Source organism: Streptomyces sp. SN-593 (assembly GCF_016756395.1).
Taxonomy (GTDB): Bacteria; Actinomycetota; Actinomycetes; order Streptomycetales; family Streptomycetaceae; genus Actinacidiphila; species Actinacidiphila reveromycinica.
On the sequence record NZ_AP018365.1, the window covers coordinates 6,685,801 to 6,703,421 of the forward strand.

Genomic DNA, 17,621 nt, shown 5'->3' on the forward strand with positions numbered 1-17,621 from the left:
TCGCGCGGAGGGTGGCCGCGCGTCCGGGAGTGACGTTGCGAGAGCATCTTCCCATCCCGCCTCCTCCCGAGGGTGACACTGCGGCAACAGCCTGCGACGGAACGGCCGATGAGGTTGTCTGCTAGTAGTCAAGTAAGGTCGTTCCGGCTGCGGCACCCCCCGCACCGCAGTACCCTTCCTTGATCGTGGACGGGGGCGGGAGGCGGTGAGGTGGTGACGTCCGGAGGTCTGGTGCTCCCGGGTGGCGGTGAGCAGGGTGACCGGCACGTCGCGGGAGAGGTCCCGGACGACGGTGTCGCCACGCTGCCGGGCGTGGTGTCCGTCGCCGCGCCGGTGGAGACCGGCACGGAACTCGACTGGGGCGCCGACGCGTGGGCCGAGGTGCGCACCCGCGCCCGGCGGGCCGGACGCGCCTACGTCTGGCTGAACCTGGTCGAGCAGCGGCTGCGGGCCGTGGTCAACGCGGTGCTGCGGCCGATCTACGAGCCGGTGCACGGCGAGGAGTGGGTGGTCGCCGCCGCCGGGCCGGCCGGCCACGAGTGGGTGCAGCGGGCCGTGGCGGTGCGCGAGGTCAGCCGCCGCAAGGGCTTCCTGCTCGACCCCGCCGACGACAACGTGCTGAGCTTCCTGACGCTGCCGCAGTTGCGCGAGCTGCTGGTGCAGCACTGGCCGTGCTTCGAGCCGTACCTCGACGACCGCCGTGAACTCGAACTCGTTCTGGACGAGCTGGAGGTGGCCCGGCACGTCGTCTCCCGCAACCGGGCGCTGTCCCGCACCGTGCTGGACCAGGCCGAGCGGGCCTGCGCCCGGCTGCTGGAGCTGCTGGGCTCGGGCCCCTCCCACTCGGCCGCGCAGCGGCTGCCCGTGGACGCCGTGGAGGAACTGGTCGCCGACCGGTACGCCGACGTGATCGGCGTCCACCCCGACCGGGTGCGGCTGCAACGCCAGTTGCCGGTGGAGGACCTCTTCGCCGGCGCCCGTCGGCTGGACGCCGTCGGCATCGGCCTGAACCTGCTGGTGCAGAACTACTCGGGGCGGCGGCTGGTCCGTCTGGCCGAGGAGGGCTGCCGGGTGCGGCTGCTCTTCCTCAACCCCGCCAGCAGCGCGGTGCGCCGCCGCGAGCGCGAACTCGGCCTGGGGCGCGGCGAGCTGAGCCGGTCGGTGGAGATGAACATCCTGCACATGCGGCGGGTCCGCGCCCGGGTGCGCGACCAGGGCGCCTTCGAGATCCGGGTGTTCGACGAGACGCCGCGGTTCACCGCGTACCTGGTGGACGGCGACAGCGCGGGCGGCCTCGCGGTGGTGCAGACCTACCTGCGGCGGGCCCGCGGCATGGAGGTGCCGGTGATGGTGCTGCGCGGCGGCAACCGGCGGGTGGTCGGCGGCGACAAGCCGGCCGAGGGCGGCCTCTTCGAGGTCTACCGCGAGGAGTTCGAGGGCATCTGGACCGACTCCCGACCGGTCTCCTGACCCGGGCCCCTACCACGCCCCGGGCGCGCGAACGGGCCCGCCCGCCGCCGGGAGTGTCAGTGGGTCAGGCCATGATGGCAGGGCACACGGGGGAGAACGGCTGGAAGGACACGCCATGGCATGGCACGAGGATCTGCTGGTCGGCTTCGACCTGGAGACCACGGGGACCGATCCGCGGCAGGCCCGCATCGTGACCGCGGCGGTCACCGAGGTCAAGGCGGGGGAGCCGGTGCGGCACCGCGGCTGGCTCGCCGACCCGGGCGTGCCCATCCCGGCGGAGACCACCGCCATACACGGCGTCAGCACCGCGCGGGCCACCGCGGAGGGCCGGCCCGCCGCGGAGGTCGTCGCCGAGGTGGCGGACGCGCTGCGCGGGTACTGGGCCGCCCGGGTGCCGGTCGTCGTCTACAACGCGCCCTTCGACCTCACCCTGCTCGACGAGGAGTTGGCGCGGTACGCGCTGCCCCGCCTCACCGCGGGCGACGGCACCGCCGGGCCGGTGATCGACCCGCTCGTCATCGACCGCGCGCTCGACCGCTACCGGCGCGGCAAACGCACGCTGGAGGCCGCGTGCGGGGTCTACGGCGTGGTGCTCGACGGAGCCCACGAAGCGGGCGCCGACGCCCTCGCCGCGGTCCGGGTGGCCCGCGCGCTCGCGCTGCGCTTCGCCGAGGCGGGCGAGGCGGACCTGTGGGAGCTCCAGGAGAGGCAGCGGGAGTGGTACGCCGCGTGGGCGGAGGACTTCCAGGGCTGGCTGCGCCGCAAGGACGCCACCGCCGTGGTGGACCCGCACTGGCCGCTCCGCGGGTAGGTCCGGGTGCCTCCGGGGTCGTCCTGTGGGGGCCGGACCTGACGGCCCGCTGTGGCCGGTCGCGCGGTTTTCGCGCCCCTGGTCATGCTCGGCTTCTTACGCGGAGGAACCCGCGGCTGCTCAGGGGTGCGGGGAACGGCGCGATCGGCCCGACCGCGGCCGGCGGACCGCGATGTGCGGCAAGGGCATCCCGTGGACGGCCCGGGTCAGAAGGAGTACCACCGGACTGACGGGTCCTCGGCTCGCAGGGACGCGACCCTGCGGCGGAACTCGGTCCGGGCGGCGGGGCTCGCCGGGGCGTGCTGGGCGACCCAGGCGCACCCGGCCGTCTCCCGCGCGCCGCGCAGCGCCTCGTAGCCGTCCCACGTGGTGACGTCCCACCCGTAGGCGGCGGTGAAGGCGTCGTAGTCCGCGGCGGGCACCCCGTACCGGTCGCGGCTGAGCGCCTGGACCACGAGGTCGTGCTCGCGCAGGTCCGAGGAGAAGGTCTCCAGGTCCACCAGCACCGGCCCGTCCGGCCCGATGTGCACGTTGCGGGGGAGGGCGTCGCCGTGGATCGGGCCGCGCGGCAGCCTGGGCACGAGGCCGGCCGCGGCCTGCGCGAAACCGTCCCGGCGGCGGCGCAGGTAGGCCGCGTCGGCGGGGTCCACGAAGTCGCCCGCCGCCCGAAGCCACCGCTCGACCCCGGCCAGCAGATCGCGCGGCGGCAGCCCGAAGTCCGGTTCGGGCAGGGCGTGCACGAGCCGCAGCAGCGGCGCCACGTCCACCGTCCCGGCCGGCCGCAGGGACTCCGGCAGCCGCTGCCAGTACGTGATCGGGTGCCCCTCGACCAGGCGCACCTCGGACTCGGCCGAACGCACCGCGGGCACGTCGTGCTTGGCGAGCCAGTCCGCCGTGCGCACCTCGCGCCGGGCCCGGTCGAGCAGGTCGGCGCCGCGCCCCACCTTGATCACCAACCGCCCGGCGGCGAAGACCGCGTTCTCCCCGAAGGAGAGCAGGTCGGCCTCCCCGTGCCCGGCGGCGTCCAGCACCGCCCGCGCCCGGTCCTGCGTGAACACCGCGTCCGCCATGCCCAGCCTCTCGCTCCATCGCCCTGCGGCCCACCCGCGCCCGTCCGCCCGCATATGCCAGGGGAATCGGCGGGCGGAGGAGCCACGGCAAGTCTCGCACCCGCACCTGGTGAAGTCCCTCCGGGTTCCCGGGAAGTCCGCCGGAACCTGCCGCGAATACGTACCCGTCGTGCCGATGAGTTACGACCCCGGCACCGGTCGTATCACGTGACGGCCCGTCGGGGTGACCGAAACGGGACAGGAAGACCGACCGGAAACCGCGAGGCGGGACACGGGGTGAAGGAGGGGCGCATGGCGGTGCCCCTGGACGCGGCCGGGCTCGCCGCCGACCGCGGCGGCCTCGCGGCGCTGGCCCGGGTGGCACTGGCCGCGCGCCGGGCCGGACGACGGGTGCGGCTGTGCGGCGCCTCGCCCGCGCTACGTGGCCTGCTCGAACGCGCCGGGCTCGCCGGGCAGTTCGAGTGGGAGCCCGAAGAGGGGGAAGAGCCGCTCGGTGTCGAGGAACGCGTGGAGCCCGGTGACCTGCCCGGCTGAGACGTCGAGCACCTGCAACGCCCACGCCCGGTGGCCGCGGCCGGACGGGTCCCTGCGGTACTGGCCGAAACCGGGCGCGCCGCTGGCCGCGACCGGCAGCAGCCGCGAGCCCTCGCAGGCGCGGCCGGGACCGGTCAGCCACGCCCGTATCTGCTCGTGGCCGCGCAGCCACATCGGATACGGCGGCATGGACAAGGTGGCGTCCTCGTGCAGGAGGCGGGTGAGGGCGTCCAGGTCGTACCGCTCGAAGGCGTCGACATAGCGCTCCAGCAGCAACCGGTGCTCCTCGTCCATGGCGGCGGGGACGCCGCTGGGGCCGCCGCTGCGGCCCGCGGACGCCTCCGGCCCGTCCCCGTGCCCGGCGCTCACCCCGGAGCCCGCCAGGGTGGCCCTGGCGCGCTGGAGGGCGCTGTTCACCGACGCGACGGTCGTGCCGAGGAGTTCGGCGGTCTCGCTCGCCTTCCAGGCGAGCACCTCCCGCAGGATCAGCACGGCGCGCTGCCGGGGCGGCAGGTGCTGGAGCGCGGCCACGAACGCCAGCCGGATGCTCTCGCGGGAGACCACCACGTCGGCCGGGTCGCCCGACGACGGCAGCGCCCGCACGTCCGGCACCGGCTCCACCCAGTCCGCCGCCGGGGTGCGGTCGGGCAGCACCGCGTCGGCCCGCGAGGCCGGCGACAGGTCCATCGGGCGGGCCCGCCGCCTGCCGGCCCGCAGGCTGTCCAGGCAGACGTTCGTCGCGATGCGGTACAGCCACGAGCGCAGGCTCGCCCGCCCCTCGAAGCCGCCTGCTCCCCGCCAGGCACGCACCATGGTCTCCTGCACCGCGTCCTCGGCCTCGAAGGCGGAGCCGAGCATGCGGTAGCAGTACCCGGTCAGTTCGGCCCGGTGCGCCTCCAGGCGCTCCTCGATCCCGCCGCCGGTCCCGGCCGGCGCCGAGGCGCTCGCGCTCTGCCCTACGCTCATGATCCCCACGGTACCCGGGGGCACCGACAGTGCCCCCGAACCAGGGCGGCGCGGGGGCACGGTCGTCTATCGGTGCAGGTCAGACGTGGTCGGGGACCGGGCGCCGGGGCGGGTCGGCGGGGACCGGCGGCAGCGGCGGCGCCGCATCGCGCTCGGTCATGTCGGGCAGCCGGTGCATCCACCGCGGCAGGTACCAGTTCCGCTCGTCGAGCAGTGTCATGACCGCCGGCAGCAGCACCCCGCGGATGACGGTGGCGTCGATCAGCACCGCGAAGGCCAGGCCGACGCCCATCTGCTTCATGCTCTGCATCGACAGCGTCCCGAAGATCGCGAAGACCGCGACCATGATGACGGCGGCGCTGGTGACCACGCCCGCGGTGGTGGTGATGCCCTTCTCGATCGCGGCCTTGGTGCTCAGCCCGCGCATCCGCGCCTCACGTATCCGGGAGACCACGAACACGTGGTAGTCCATGCTCAGCCCGAAGAGGATCACGAAGAGGAACAGCGGCAGCCAGGCCACGACCGCGCCGCTGTCGTGCGCGCCGACCAGCGAGGCGCCCACGCCGTGCTGGAAGACCAGGGTCAGCACCCCGTAGGCCGCGCCCACCGACAGCAGGTTCAGCACGATCGAGGTCAGCGCGATGGTCAGCGACCGGAAGGACAGCAGCATCAGCAGGAAGGCGAAGACGATCACGAACCCGAACACCGGGGGCACGCTGCTGCTGATCTTGTGGGTGAAGTCCATCGAGGAGGCGGTGTCCCCGGTGATCGGGGCCCGGAGTCCCCCGACCTTCCCGAGCGTGTCGGGCCGGACGTGGTCGCGCAGCAGCCGGACGTCCGCCTCGGCCTTGCCGCGGTCGCCGCCGCCGGCGAGCGGCACGTCGATCCGCGCGAGGTTCTGCGCGGCGTGCACGGTGACGGTGACCGGGCCGGTGCTGGCCCCCGAACGGACCGCCTCGGCACGGAAGTCGGCGATGGCCGCGCGGACCTGCGGGGAGTCGATCGCGTCGGCCTTGACCACCACGTGCGCCGGGTCGGGACCGCCGGGGAAGGCGGCTTCGATGTGCTCGTAGGTCTTGATGACGGGCAGGCCGTCGCCCAGCTCCTGCTGCGTGGACAGGTTGGCGGTGTGCATGGACAGCGCCGGGATCGCGAGGGCGACCAGGGCGCCGCCGGCGACCAGGGTCGCGGCCTTGGGGTGGCGCAGCACCGGGCGCAGCACCGTCCGCCAGAACCGGCTGCCGTCGTCCGCCGTCCGGCCGCCGCCGTGGCCGCGGGACCCGCGGCCGACGAACGGCACCCGGCCCTTCTCCACCCGCTCGCCCAGCATCGACAACAGCGCCGGCAGCACCGTCACCGAACCGAACATCGCGATCGCCACCACGATCATCGTGGCCATGCCCATGGCCTTGAAGTCGCCGATGCCGGTGAAGAGCATCCCGGCCATCGCCACGATCACGGTGAACCCGGAGATCAGGATGGCCCGCCCGGAGGTGGCCGAGGCGATCCGCAGCGCGGTCCCGGCGTCATGGCCCGCGGCCCGCTCCTCGCGCTCCCGGCGCAGGTAGAACAGGCAGTAGTCGACGCCGACCGCGAGGCCGACCAGCAGCATCACCGAGTTCGCGGTGTCGCTCATCGGGACGGCGTGGCTGACCAGCGCGACCACGCCGCTCGCGCCGAGGAACGCGGTCAGCGCCAGCGCGACCGGCAGCAGCGCGGCGACCAGGGCGCCGAAGGCGATCAGCAGGATGGCCAGCGCGACCGGCACGGCGGAGTACTCGGCGGTCTTGAAGTCGCTGCCGAAGGCGTCGTCGACCGCGTGCTCGCCGCTGGCGTCGCCGAACTCCTCGATCCGCAGGCCCTGGTGGGCGTGCTGCACCTTGGCGACCGCGTCGAGCACCGGCTGCACGTGGTCGGGCGCGTCGTCGGCCGTCCCGCGCATGTCGAACCGGACCAGCGCCGAGCGGTGGTCCTTGGACACGGCCTGGGTGTCGTACGGCGAGGTGATCGCCGTCGCGAGGCCGGTGGAGCGGACCGCGGCGACCACGTCGGCGACCGCGGCGCGGACCGCCGGGTCGGTGACGCTGCCGTGCGAGGTCTGCACCAGCACCATCTCGGACGCCTTGTCCTGCAACCCGGCGTCGTCGGTGAGCGTCGCCGCCTGGGCGACCTCGCCCGGCACCGACCGGGCCTCGTCGACGTCGGAGCGGCCCACCGCCTGGCCGATCACCAGGACGGCGATGACGAAGAGCAGCCAGCCGCCGACCGCCGCCCAGCGGTGCCGGGCACTCCAACCGCCCATCGCCGCCGCGATGCCCGTTCTGCTGCCGTGTGCGCGAGCGCGACTCACGGTGTCCCCCTTGAAGGATCGTCCTGGGAGGCGGCCTGTGACCTGCCGCTCTGTCACCCACGACGCTATGGGCCCGACCGCCGCCCACCCATCCGGCCAACAGGTGACTTGGGGTGAGGAGTTCTCCCTCCCAGGGGTGGGGCTGTCCCCACCCCGGTGTGAGGGGCCGGCCCTGACGGCCGCGCCGGCTGCCCCTTACACGCGACCGCCCGCACCGCGTGACCGTCGCAGGTCGGTGCGGGTGCGGGCGGCGTCGGGAAGGGCCTCGCACGGCCCCGGGGCGCGCTCAGGCGAGGGCGAGGCGGGCGGCGGCGGAGCGGGCGGCGGCGGGGCGCCCGGCGGGGGAGCGCAGTGCCTCGTCGTAGCGGCGCAGCAGCAGCTCGGCCACCTCGGGCGCCGGTCCGAGGACGTCCGCCAGCACGTCCGCGCCCGCCTCCCGCGCGCCCCGGGCGATCCGGTCGGGCAGGAAGCCGGGCGCGAGCACGTACGGCGCCACGGCGACGGTGCGCGCACCCTCCGCGCGCAGCGCGCGGACCGCGTCCTCGGTGCGCGGCAGCGACGCGGAGGCGAAGGCGGGCCGCACGTCGCACCAGCCGGTGCGCCGCCACTCCCGCGCGAGAGCGGCGATCACCGCGCGCGCCTCCGGGTCGGAGGAGCCGGCCGACGCCAGCACGACGCCGGTACCGGCCCGGTCGCGCCGCCGCACCCCGGCCGCCCGCAACCGCCGCTCCAGGGCGGCGACCAGCAGCGGCGAGGGGCCGAGCACACCAGCGGTGCGCAGCCGCAGCCCGGGCAGCCCCGCGGCCGCATCGGCCAGCACCGCGGGGATGTCGGTCTTGGCGTGGAACGCGCGGGTCAGCAGCAGCGGCAGCGCCACCACCTCGCGCGCCCCGCCGTCCGCCATCCGCTCCAGGGCGGCCGGCACCGACGGGGCGTCGAAGTCGAGGAACGCGGTCTCCACCCGCAGCCCCGGCCGTCCCGAGGCAGCCCGGGCCGTCAGCGCCCGTACGGTCGCGGCGTGCCGCGGGTCGCGCGAGCCGTGCGCGATCACCAGCAGCGCGGGCGCTTCCGTACGGGCGGGGCGCAACGCTACCGGACCCCCGCGGTCAGGCCGCGGCTGCGCAGCACCCACCGCTCCAGCGGGCTGAAGACGATCAGGTCGATCGCGATGCCCACCACGAGGATCAGCAGGATGCCGAGGAAGACCCCGGCCATGTCGGACGCCTCGCGCATGTTCTCCAGGTAGCGGCCCAGGCCCACCCCCAGGTCCGGCGAGGAGGCGATCAGCTCGGCGGCCATCAGCGAGCGCCAGGAGAACGCCCAGCCCTGCTTCAGGCCGGCCACGTAGCCCGGCAGCGACGCGGGCAGCAGGATGAACCAGGCCCCGCGCACCCCGGTCGCGCCGATGGTGCGGCCGGCCCGCAGGTACAGCGGCGGCACCTGGTCGATGCCGGCCACCAGGCCGTTGGCGATCGACGGGACCGCGCCGAGCAGGATCACCGCGTACATCGCCGAGTCGCTCAGCCCCAGCCAGATCACCGCGGCCGGCACCCACGCCACCGACGGCAGCGACTGGAGCCCGGACAGGATCGGCCCGATGGCGGCCCGGACGAACGACACCCGCGCGACCAGCAGGCCCAGCGGGGTGCCGATCACCAGCGCGGCCAGGAAGCCGAGCAGGCCGCGCTCGACACTGGTCCAGATGATCGAGAACAGGTCGCCGGCGTTCCAGCGGTCCACCAGCTCCTGCCACACCGCGTGCGGGCTGGGCAGCTTCGTCGGGTCGGCGACCTTCCCCCAGGAGCAGAGCTGCCAGACCACCAGCACCAGCACGGCCGCGCTCAGCGGCGGCAGCACCTTCTTCAGCAGCACCTGCCCGATCGGCACCCGGGCGGTGGAGACGGTCTCCAGCGCGTCCAGGCCCGCCTCCAGGCCGGACAGGTCCCGGGCGCCCGGCTGCCGCGCGGGCGCACCCTGCCCCGCCGGCTCGTCGCCGAGCGGCGCGGTGTCCTTCGCTCCGGTGTCAGTGCTGGCCATGGCGGCGGATCTCCCCACGGAGTTCTTCGGTGATCTCGACGGACAGGTCGGCCACGCCCGCGTCCTCGATGCGGCGCGGCTGCGGGATGTCGATGGCCCACTCCCGGTTGATCCGGCCGGGCCGCGACGACAGCAGCACGACCCGCTGCGCGAGCCGGACCGCCTCGCGCACGTTGTGCGTCACGAACAGCACCGACAGGTCGGTCTCCGACCAGACCCGGGTCAGCTCGTCGTGGAGCACGTCCCGGGTGATCGCGTCGAGCGCCGCGAACGGCTCGTCCATCAGCAGGAGCTGGCTGTCCTGGGCCAGCGCCCGGGCCAGTGCCACCCGCTGCCGCATGCCGCCGGACAGCTCGTGCACCCGCTTGCCGTACGCGCCGCCGAGCCGGACCAGCGACAGCAGCCGCTCGGCCTCGGGCCTGCGCTCCTCGCGCGGCACCCCGCGCATCCGCAGCGCCAGCTCGATGTTCTTGCCCGCGGTCAGCCACGGGAACAGCGCGTGCTCCTGGAACATCAGCGCTGGCCGCCCACCAGGCGTCTCGATGCCGCCGGCCGAGGGCTCGTCGAGCCCGGCCACCAGGTTCAGCAGGGTGGACTTGCCGCACCCCGAGGCCCCCAGGAGGCAGACGAACTCGCCCGGCGCCACGTCGAGCGTGATGTCGTCCAGCACGAGCTGGCGGGCGCCGGGCCTGCCGAACGCCTTCGAAACATGGTCGATGCGCGCGGCGTACCCGGCGGGTCCCGCCGACGGTGCCGCGGGGCCGGTGAGGGTGTCGGCCATGGTGGTCACCTCCTGAGGTCCTCGGTCGCGCACGGGGCGCGGTGGATGGGTGCTGCGGTGCCTGCGACGGCTGTGCCGCCCGCCTGCGCCGCGCGGCCGGCCGGACGGCCATGTCCGGTCGGCCGCGCGGGGCGCCGGCTTACTGGGTGCCGAGCCCGGCGGCACTCACCGTCGGCTTGCCCTGCTCCTTGAGGACCTTGTTGAGCAGCGTGAGGTCGTAGATCCCGTCCAGCTTCGGCGCCTTCAGCAGGCCCGCGTCCACCGCGTGCTGCGCCTCGGCCTTGGCGGTGCTCGCCAGCGGGTCGTCCAGCACGGTGATGGACTTCCACGCCGGGTCGAGCTGGCTGGCCGGCAGCGCCTTCTGGGTCAGCGCCTTGAGCTGGTCGTTCGCGTCGGCCTTCGCCTTGTCGGGGTTGGCGTTGATCCAGGCGTTGGTCTTCACCGAACCGCGCAGCACCGCCTCCACGACGTCGGGGTGCGCCTTGAGGAACTTCTGCGAGACGATCACGTTGGTGATCACGAACTGCTTGTTCGGCCACAGCGTGCTCTCGTCGAGCAGCACCTTCGCGCCCTCGTCCACCAGCTTCGACGCGGTGGGCTCCGGCACCCACGCGCCGTCGATGGAGCCGTTGGCGTAGGCCTGCGGGGTCAGCGAGTTGTCGGTGCGCACCACCGACACGTCGCCCTTGCCGCTCTGCGCGTCGACCTTCCAGCCCTTGGACTTGATGAAGTTCAGCAGCGCCACGTCCTGGGTGTTGCCGAGCTGCGGGGTGGCGATCTTCTTGCCCTTGAGGTCCGCGACGGTCTTGATCTTCTTCGGGTTGACCACCAGCTTGACGCCGCCCGAGGCCGAACCCGAGATGATCTTGAGGTTCGAGCCGTTCGACTGGGTGTAGCCGTTGATCGACGGGGAGGGGCCGATCCAGCCGATGTCGACCGAACCGGCGTTGAGCGCCTCGATCTCCGCCGGGCCCGCGTTGAAGGTGGCCTGCTTGATCTTGGTGCCGCCCAGTTCCTGCTGGAAGAAGCCCTCCTTCAGGCCGACCAGTGCGGTGGCGTGGGTGAGGTTCGGGAAGTACCCGATCTTCACCTCGTCGGCGGAGAGCTTCTTCGCGCTCGTGCTGCCGGCGGCGGCCGGCGCGGTGGAGGCGGAGTCGTCCGACTTGTCGGAGCCGTAGCCGCACGCGGACAGCGCGCCGAAGAGGATCGGCAGGGCGGCGGCCGCGGCGACGAGTCTGCGGCGGCGGGAGGAGCGCGGGGCGGGTATGCGGAGCAGGGCAGACACGGGAGTGTCCCTTCGTAAGGCCCGGCGTGTCGCGCCCGGTGGGTCAGGGCGCGGCCGGAATGTCGTCAGGTCTTCGCGTGCCGTGCCGCGCGAGCGGGCGCGGGGCACGGCGGGTACGTCTCGGGGGTGCCGGAGCTGCCGGCGCGGTGCCGCGCGTGCGCAGGGCGCCGCGCGCGGTGGCCGCGGCGCCGGTGCGGGCCGCGGCCGGGCGGGTCAGCCCGCACATCGTGCGACCCCGCCCGTCCCGGCGCCGAGCCTGCCGCTGCCGACCCGCCCGCCTTCCTTCGCGAAGCCCGAGAAGGCTTCCTGTCCCAGGTCCGACACCGTCAGAAGTCCCATCCGTCGTCGTCCGAGGCCGGCGCCTGCGGCCGGGCCGCGAACGGCTCGCCCGCCATGCCGGCGGTCAGCGTAGCGCCGTCGGCGGGGTCGATCAGCAGGAACGAACCGGTCAACCGCGACTCGGCGTAGGCGTCGACGGGCAGCGGCTCGGCGGTGCGCAGCACCACCGCGCCGATGTCGTTGACCTCCAGCGCCGCCGGGTTCTCCTCGTGGGCCAGCCCGTGCGACAGGTCGATCCGGTACGGCAGTTCCTTCACGATCGCCTTCACCGTGCGGGTGGCGTGCTTGAGCAGCACCCGCTCGCCGACCCGCAGCGGCCGCTCGTGCAGGTGGCAGGCGGTGGCGGTGATGTCCTGGGTGACCGCCGGCGCGTGGGCGGTCGGGGCGATCAGGTCACCGCGGGAGACGTCCACGTCGTCGGAGAGCAGCACGGTCACCGACTGCGGCGCCCACGCGGTGTCCACCGGTGAGCCGAGCGCGTCGATGCCGGCGATCGTGGTGGTGCGGCCGGAGGGCAGTACCGTCACCGGGTCGCCGACCCGCAGGAGGCCGGAGGCGATCTGTCCGGCGTAGCCGCGGTAGTCCGGGTGCTCGGCGGTCTGCGGACGGATGACGTACTGCACCGGGAAGCGCGGCGGGCAGGCCGTCAGGTCGTGGCCGACCCGGACGGTCTCCAGGTGCTCCAGCACCGTCGGGCCGCCGTACCAGTGCATGTTCGCCGACGGCTCCACCACGTTGTCCCCGGCGAGCGCGGAGATCGGGATGGCCGCGACGTCCGGCACCCCCAGCGAGGCCGCGTACGCGGTGAACTCCTCGGCGATGGCGGTGAAGACGGACTCCTCGTAGCCGACCAGGTCCATCTTGTTGACGGCGAGGACCACGTGCGGGACGCGCAGCAGGGCGGCGACCGCGGCGTGCCGGCGGGTCTGCTCGACGACGCCGTTGCGGGCGTCGACGAGGACGACGGCGAGTTCGGCGGTGGAGGCGCCGGTGACCATGTTGCGGGTGTACTGCACGTGGCCGGGGGTGTCGGCGAGGATGAAGCGGCGGCGGGCGGTGGCGAAGTAGCGGTAGGCGACGTCGATGGTGATGCCCTGTTCGCGTTCGGCGCGCAGGCCGTCGGTGAGCAGGGCGAGGTCGGGTGCCTGCTGGCCGCGGACCTGGGAGGCGCGTTCCACGGCTTCGAGCTGGTCGGTGAGCACGGACTTGGAGTCGTGCAGCAGGCGTCCGACGAGGGTGGACTTGCCGTCGTCGACCGAGCCGGCGGTCGCGAACCGCAGCAGCGTGGTGGCCGACAACTGCTCGGCGGTGATCGGGCTGGTGGTGCCGGTCATGGCTAGAAGTACCCCTCGCGCTTGCGGTCTTCCATCGCGGCCTCGGACATCTTGTCGTCGGCGCGGGTGGCGCCCCGCTCGGTGAGCCGGGAGGCGGCGATCTCGGTGATCACCGCTTCGAGCGTGACGGCGTCGGAGTCGACCGCGCCGGTGCAGGACATGTCGCCGACGGTGCGGTAGCGCACCTGCCGGGTCTCCACCGGCTCGCCGGCCTTCGGGCCGCCCCAGTCGCCCGCGGTCAGCCACATGCCCGCCCGCCGGAAGACCTCCCGGCGGTGCGCGAAGTAGATCTCGGGCAGCGCGATCCGCTCCCGGGCGATGTACTGCCACACGTCCAGCTCGGTCCAGTTGGACAGCGGGAAGACCCGCACGTGCTCGCCGGGGGCGTGCCGGCCGTTGTAGAGCGACCACAGTTCCGGGCGCTGGCGGCGCGGGTCCCACTGGGAGAACTCGTCGCGCAGCGAGAAGACCCGCTCCTTGGCGCGGGCCTTCTCCTCGTCGCGCCGGCCGCCGCCGAAGACCGCGTCGAAGCGCAGCTCGCGGATGGTGTCGGTGAGCGGCACGGTCTGCAACGGGTTGCGCAGGCCGTCCGGACGCTCGCGCAGCCGCCCGTCGTCGATGTAGTCCTGCACCTTCGCGACGTGCAGCCGCAGGTGGTGCTCGGCGACCGTGCGGTCCCTGAGTTCCAGCACCTCGGGGAAGTTGTGGCCGGTGTCCACGTGCAGCAGCGCGAAGGGCACCGCCGCGGGCGCGAACGCCTTCAGCGCCAGGTGCAGCATCACGATCGAGTCCTTGCCGCCGGAGAAGAGGATCACCGGCCGCTCGAACTCGCCCGCGACCTCGCGGAAGATGTGCACCGCCTCCGACTCCAGCGCGTCCAGGTGCGTGAGCGCGTACGGACTGGCGCTCGCCCCGGTCTGCCTGGCGGTCGTCGTCATGCCCTACCTCTTCTCGCTCGCGATGCGGCCACTGGCCCCGAGATACGCGTACACGGCCGCCGCCGACTGCTCGACGGTGCTGCCCTCGGTCTCGATGCGCAGGTCGGGCCGGGCCGGGGCCTCGTACGGGTCGTCGACCCCGGTGAGCCCGGTCAGCTCGCCCGCGGCCTGCTTGGCGTACAGCCCCTTGACGTCCCGCACCGAGCAGACGTCCACCGGCGTGGCGACGTGCACCTCCACGTAGGCGGTGCCGCGGGCCTCGTGCCGCTTGCGGACCGCCTCACGGCTGTCGGCGTACGGCGCGATCACCGGGACCAGCACCAGCACGCCGTGCGAGGCGAGCAGTTCGGCGACGAAGCCGATCCGCTGCACGTTGGTGTGCCGGTCCTCGCGGCTGAAGCCGAGGCCCGCCGAGAGGAACTCGCGGATCTCGTCGCCGTCCAGCACCTCGACCCGGCGGCCCTCGGCGCGCAGCGTGCCGGCCAGCGCGGTGGCGATGGTGGTCTTGCCGGCGCTGGGCAGCCCGGTGAGCCATACGGTGGCTCCGCCGCTCATCCGGTCCTCCTGGTTCCCCGACGCGGTCGACGTCGGTGCGGTGCGACTGCGGACAGTCGCGCTCTGGGGGGTTCTCACAGGTTCGACGGCTGGATTCACAGGTGGATCCCGCACTCGGTCTTGCCGAGGCCGGCCCACCGGCCCGACCGGGCGTCCTCGCCCTCGAGCACCCGGCGGGTGCAGGGAGCGCAGCCGACCGAGGCGTAGCCGTCCATCAGCAGCGGGTTGGTGAGAACCCCGTGCTGAGCGACGTATGTTTCCACGTCTTCCTGTGTCCACCTGGCAATCGGGGCGATCTTCACCTTCTGGCGCCGCGCGTCCCACCCGACCACGGGCGTGTCGGCCCGGGTCGGGGACTCGTCACGGCGCAGCCCGGTCGCCCACGCGTCGTAGCCGCGCAGCCCGGCCTCCAGCGGGGCGACCTTGCGCAGCGCGCAGCACAGGTCGGGGTCGCGGTCGTGCAGCTTCGGGCCGTACTGCGCGTCCTGCTCGGCGACGGTCTGCTCGGGGGTGAGCGTGATCACGTTCACGTCCATCACGACCTCCACCGCGTCCCGGGTGCCGATGGTCTCCGGGAAGTGGTAGCCGGTGTCCAGGAACACGACGTCCACGCCCGGCATGGCACGCGAGGCCAGGTGCGCGACGACGGCGTCCTCCATCGAGGAGGTGACGCAGAAGCGGCGGCCGAAGGTGTCGGCGGCCCAGCGCAGCACGTCGAGTGCGGACGCCTCCTCGAGGTCGCGGCCGGCCTGTTCGGCCAGCCGCTGGAGATCCTGTGCGGTGTGCGGTGCGGTGGTCACGCTGCGCCTCCGTCGGAAGAGCCGTGCGGTGAGGGTGCCGTGAAGCCCTCGGCGAGCAGGCCGAGGAACTTCAGCTGGAATGCTCGGTTGCACGCCCGGCATTCCCAGGCGCCGTGCCCCTGCTCCGAGGGCCGCAGGTCCTCGTCGCCGCAGTAGGGGCAGTAGAACGGCGCGGCTCGCTCCGTCACGACAGTTCCTCCTCCGATGCTCTGGCCGCCCACTGGGCGAAGCGCTCGCCGTCGGCGCGGCCGGCCCGGAACCGGTTCAGCACCCGCTCGACGTAGTCGGGAAGCTGGTCGGCGGTCACCTTCAGGCCGCGGACCTTGCGGCCGAAGCCCGGGTCGAGGCCGAGGCCGCCGCCGAGGTGCACCTGGTAGCCCTCGACCTGGTTGCCGTCGGCGTCGGTGACGAGCTGGCCCTTGAGGCCGATGTCGGCGGTCTGGATGCGGGCGCAGGAGTTGGGGCAGCCGTTGATGTTGATGGCGATCGGCTCGTCGAACTCCGGCAGGCGCCGCTCCAGTTCGTCGATCAGCGAGGCGCCGCGCGCCTTCGTCTCCACGATCGCCAGCTTGCAGAACTCGATGCCGGTGCAGGCCATCGTCCCGCGTCGGAAGGGCGACGGGCGCACCTGGAGGTCGAGGGCCTCCAGTCCGGCGCTCAGCGACGCGACCCGGTCCTCCTCGACGTCCAGCACGACCAGCTTCTGGTCGGTGGTGGTGCGCAGCCGGTCCGAGCCGTGCGCGGCGGCGAGTTCGGCGACCTTCGTCAGGACGGAGCCGTCCACCCGGCCGACCCGCGGCGCGAAGCCGATGTAGTAGCGGCCGTCCTTCTGCCGGTGCACGCCGATGTGGTCGCGCCACACCTGCGCCGGCTGTTCGGGCGCCGGGCCGTCCAGCAGCGGCCGCTTCAGGTACTCGTCCTGGAGGACCTGGCGGAACCTCTCCGCGCCCCAGTCGGCGAGCAGGAACTTCAGCCGGGCGCGGCCGCGCAGCCGCCGGTAGCCGTAGTCGCGGAAGATGCCGACCACGCCGGCCCACACCTCGGGCACCTCGCCCAGCGGGACCCACGCGCCCAGCCGCACGCCCAGCTTCGGGTTGGTGGACAGGCCGCCGCCGACCCACAGGTCGAACCCGGGGCCGTGCTCGGGGTGGTCCACGCCGACGAAGGCGATGTCGTTGATCTCGTGCACCACGTCGAGCAGCGGCGAGCCGGAGATGGCGGTCTTGAACTTGCGCGGCAGGTTGGAGAACTCCTTGCTGCCGATGTACCGCTCGTGGATCTCGTCGATGGCGGGGGTGCCGTCGATGATCTCGTCCTCGGCGATGCCCGCGACGGGGGAGCCGAGGATGACCCGGGGCACGTCGCCGCACGCCTCGGTGGTGGACAGGCCCACCGCCTCCAGCCGGCGCCAGATCTCCGGCACGTCCTCGATCCGGATCCAGTGGTACTGGATGTTCTGCCGGTCGGTGAGGTCGGCGGTGCCGCGTGCGAACTCCTGGGAGATCTCGCCGATCACCCGCAGTTGGGCCACGGTCAACCGGCCGCCGTCGATGCGCACCCGCATCATGAAGTAGCTGTCGTCCAGTTCCTCGGGCTCCAGCACCGCGGTGCGGCCGCCGTCGATCCCGGGCCGGCGCTGGGTGTACAGGCCCCACCAGCGCATCCGGCCGCGCAGGTCGGCGCCGTCGATCGAGTCGAAGCCGCGGTGCGCGTAGATCGTCTCGATCCGGGTCCGGACGTTGAGACCGTCGTCGTCCTTCTTGGACTGCTCGTTGGCGTTCAGCGGGGTGAAGTGGCCCATCGCCCACTGGCCCTCGCCGCGGTGCCGTCCCGTCCGGCGACGGGCCGCCGCGGTCTTCGGGGCGGCGCTCCCGGCCGGGGGCTGGGGGGAGTCGGAGCTGGAAGCCATGGCGATGCGTCCTTCGGGCAGGCGTGTATACGGGTCGGTACGGCGCGGGGCGGCATGCCTCCCGGGACGACCCGGAGCCCGCGCGGGCGCGGGACATCACGGCTCACCGAGGACGGCAGGCGGCTTCCGCGCATCCACGACGGCGGGGACGGCGGGGTCGGCGCAGGTGGCGCCGTGAGGTGCTCAGCCCGCCGGACAGATGGCGCTGGACACGCGGCAGAAGTCGACGTGTGGCCGACCTACCAAGGCGATTCCAGTGCGTGACATGACGAAAGCGTGGCACGCAGGTGTTCGGACAGTCCACCATTATCCACCATGTGGACTACTTCATCTCGCATGTCGGTCACACGCCGATGCACCGGACCCGCGCTGGACCCGCGCTGGACCCGCGCTGGACCCGCGCTGGACCCGCGCTGGACCCGCGCTGGACCCGCGCCGGCCG

At 73.6% G+C, this 17,621-nt stretch carries 16 protein-coding genes; 2 read left to right on the forward strand and 14 right to left on the reverse strand.

The genetic code is table 11. From position 1 onward, the window contains the following. Positions 1-213 precede the first annotated feature (213 nt). Both RVR_RS28635 and RVR_RS28640 read left to right on the forward strand, forming a co-directional pair. Complete coding sequence (locus tag RVR_RS28635; protein ID WP_202236802.1) at positions 214-1,470, forward strand: DUF5919 domain-containing protein; 1,257 nt, start codon at positions 214-216, stop codon at positions 1,468-1,470. Positions 1,471-1,585: 115 nt separating this feature from the next. Next, on the forward strand, positions 1,586-2,281 hold the full coding sequence (locus RVR_RS28640; RefSeq protein ID WP_202236803.1) for an exonuclease domain-containing protein: 696 nt from the start codon (positions 1,586-1,588) through the stop codon (positions 2,279-2,281). Positions 2,282-2,487: 206 nt separating this feature from the next. Here the strand turns inward: RVR_RS28640 and RVR_RS28645 are convergent, their stop codons facing one another. The 14 genes from RVR_RS28645 to RVR_RS38975 form a co-directional block, all read right to left on the reverse strand. Further along, positions 2,488-3,351, reverse strand: a complete 864-nt coding sequence (locus tag RVR_RS28645) for an aminoglycoside phosphotransferase family protein (RefSeq protein ID WP_202236804.1) — start codon at positions 3,349-3,351, stop codon at positions 2,488-2,490. Positions 3,352-3,768: 417 nt separating this feature from the next. Next, positions 3,769-4,851 carry a sigma-70 family RNA polymerase sigma factor gene (locus tag RVR_RS28650; protein WP_202236805.1) on the reverse strand — a complete coding sequence of 361 codons (1,083 nt, stop codon included), beginning with the start codon at positions 4,849-4,851 and terminating at the stop codon, positions 3,769-3,771. A gap of 79 nt (positions 4,852-4,930) precedes the next feature. Continuing rightward, on the reverse strand, positions 4,931-7,153 hold the full coding sequence (locus RVR_RS28655) for an MMPL family transporter (RefSeq protein WP_202239313.1): 2,223 nt from the start codon (positions 7,151-7,153) through the stop codon (positions 4,931-4,933). Between the two features lie 334 nt (positions 7,154-7,487). After that, positions 7,488-8,288: a sirohydrochlorin chelatase gene (locus RVR_RS28660; RefSeq protein ID WP_202236806.1), complete on the reverse strand. Its 801-nt coding sequence runs from the start codon at positions 8,286-8,288 to the stop codon at positions 7,488-7,490. Positions 8,289-8,290: 2 nt separating this feature from the next. Continuing rightward, positions 8,291-9,238 (reverse strand): ABC transporter permease, encoded by a 948-nt coding sequence (locus RVR_RS28665; protein ID WP_202236807.1) that lies wholly within the window; start codon positions 9,236-9,238, stop codon positions 8,291-8,293. Next, a complete protein-coding gene (locus RVR_RS28670; protein WP_430393191.1) occupies positions 9,225-10,028 on the reverse strand; it encodes an ABC transporter ATP-binding protein in 804 nt (267 codons plus the stop codon). The genes RVR_RS28665 and RVR_RS28670 overlap by 14 nt, the downstream gene beginning before the upstream one ends. 130 nt (positions 10,029-10,158) lie before the next feature. Continuing rightward, positions 10,159-11,286: an aliphatic sulfonate ABC transporter substrate-binding protein gene (locus tag RVR_RS28675; RefSeq protein WP_202239317.1), complete on the reverse strand. Its 1,128-nt coding sequence runs from the start codon at positions 11,284-11,286 to the stop codon at positions 10,159-10,161. A gap of 344 nt (positions 11,287-11,630) precedes the next feature. Beyond that, on the reverse strand, positions 11,631-12,977 hold the full coding sequence (locus tag RVR_RS28680; RefSeq protein ID WP_202236808.1) for a sulfate adenylyltransferase subunit 1: 1,347 nt from the start codon (positions 12,975-12,977) through the stop codon (positions 11,631-11,633). A gap of 2 nt (positions 12,978-12,979) precedes the next feature. Then, a complete protein-coding gene (cysD, locus tag RVR_RS28685; protein WP_202236809.1) occupies positions 12,980-13,915 on the reverse strand; it encodes a sulfate adenylyltransferase subunit CysD in 936 nt (311 codons plus the stop codon). Between the two features lie 3 nt (positions 13,916-13,918). Continuing rightward, positions 13,919-14,548: an adenylyl-sulfate kinase gene (cysC, locus tag RVR_RS28690; RefSeq protein ID WP_272933115.1), complete on the reverse strand. Its 630-nt coding sequence runs from the start codon at positions 14,546-14,548 to the stop codon at positions 13,919-13,921. Between the two features lie 17 nt (positions 14,549-14,565). Next, a complete protein-coding gene (locus RVR_RS28695) occupies positions 14,566-15,270 on the reverse strand; it encodes a phosphoadenylyl-sulfate reductase (protein ID WP_202239713.1) in 705 nt (234 codons plus the stop codon). After that, positions 15,267-15,458, reverse strand: coding sequence for a hypothetical protein (locus RVR_RS28700; RefSeq protein WP_202236811.1), 192 nt, complete (start codon positions 15,456-15,458; stop codon positions 15,267-15,269). Before RVR_RS28700 ends, RVR_RS28695 begins: the two co-directional genes overlap by 4 nt. Next, positions 15,455-17,179 (reverse strand): nitrite/sulfite reductase, encoded by a 1,725-nt coding sequence (locus tag RVR_RS28705; RefSeq protein ID WP_202236812.1) that lies wholly within the window; start codon positions 17,177-17,179, stop codon positions 15,455-15,457. Before RVR_RS28705 ends, RVR_RS28700 begins: the two co-directional genes overlap by 4 nt. A 183-nt stretch (positions 17,180-17,362) precedes the next feature. After that, the gene (locus RVR_RS38975; RefSeq protein ID WP_322899662.1) at positions 17,363-17,446 is read right to left on the reverse strand and encodes a putative leader peptide; all 84 of its coding nucleotides are present in this window, start codon (positions 17,444-17,446) and stop codon (positions 17,363-17,365) included. Positions 17,447-17,621: the final 175 nt, after the last annotated feature.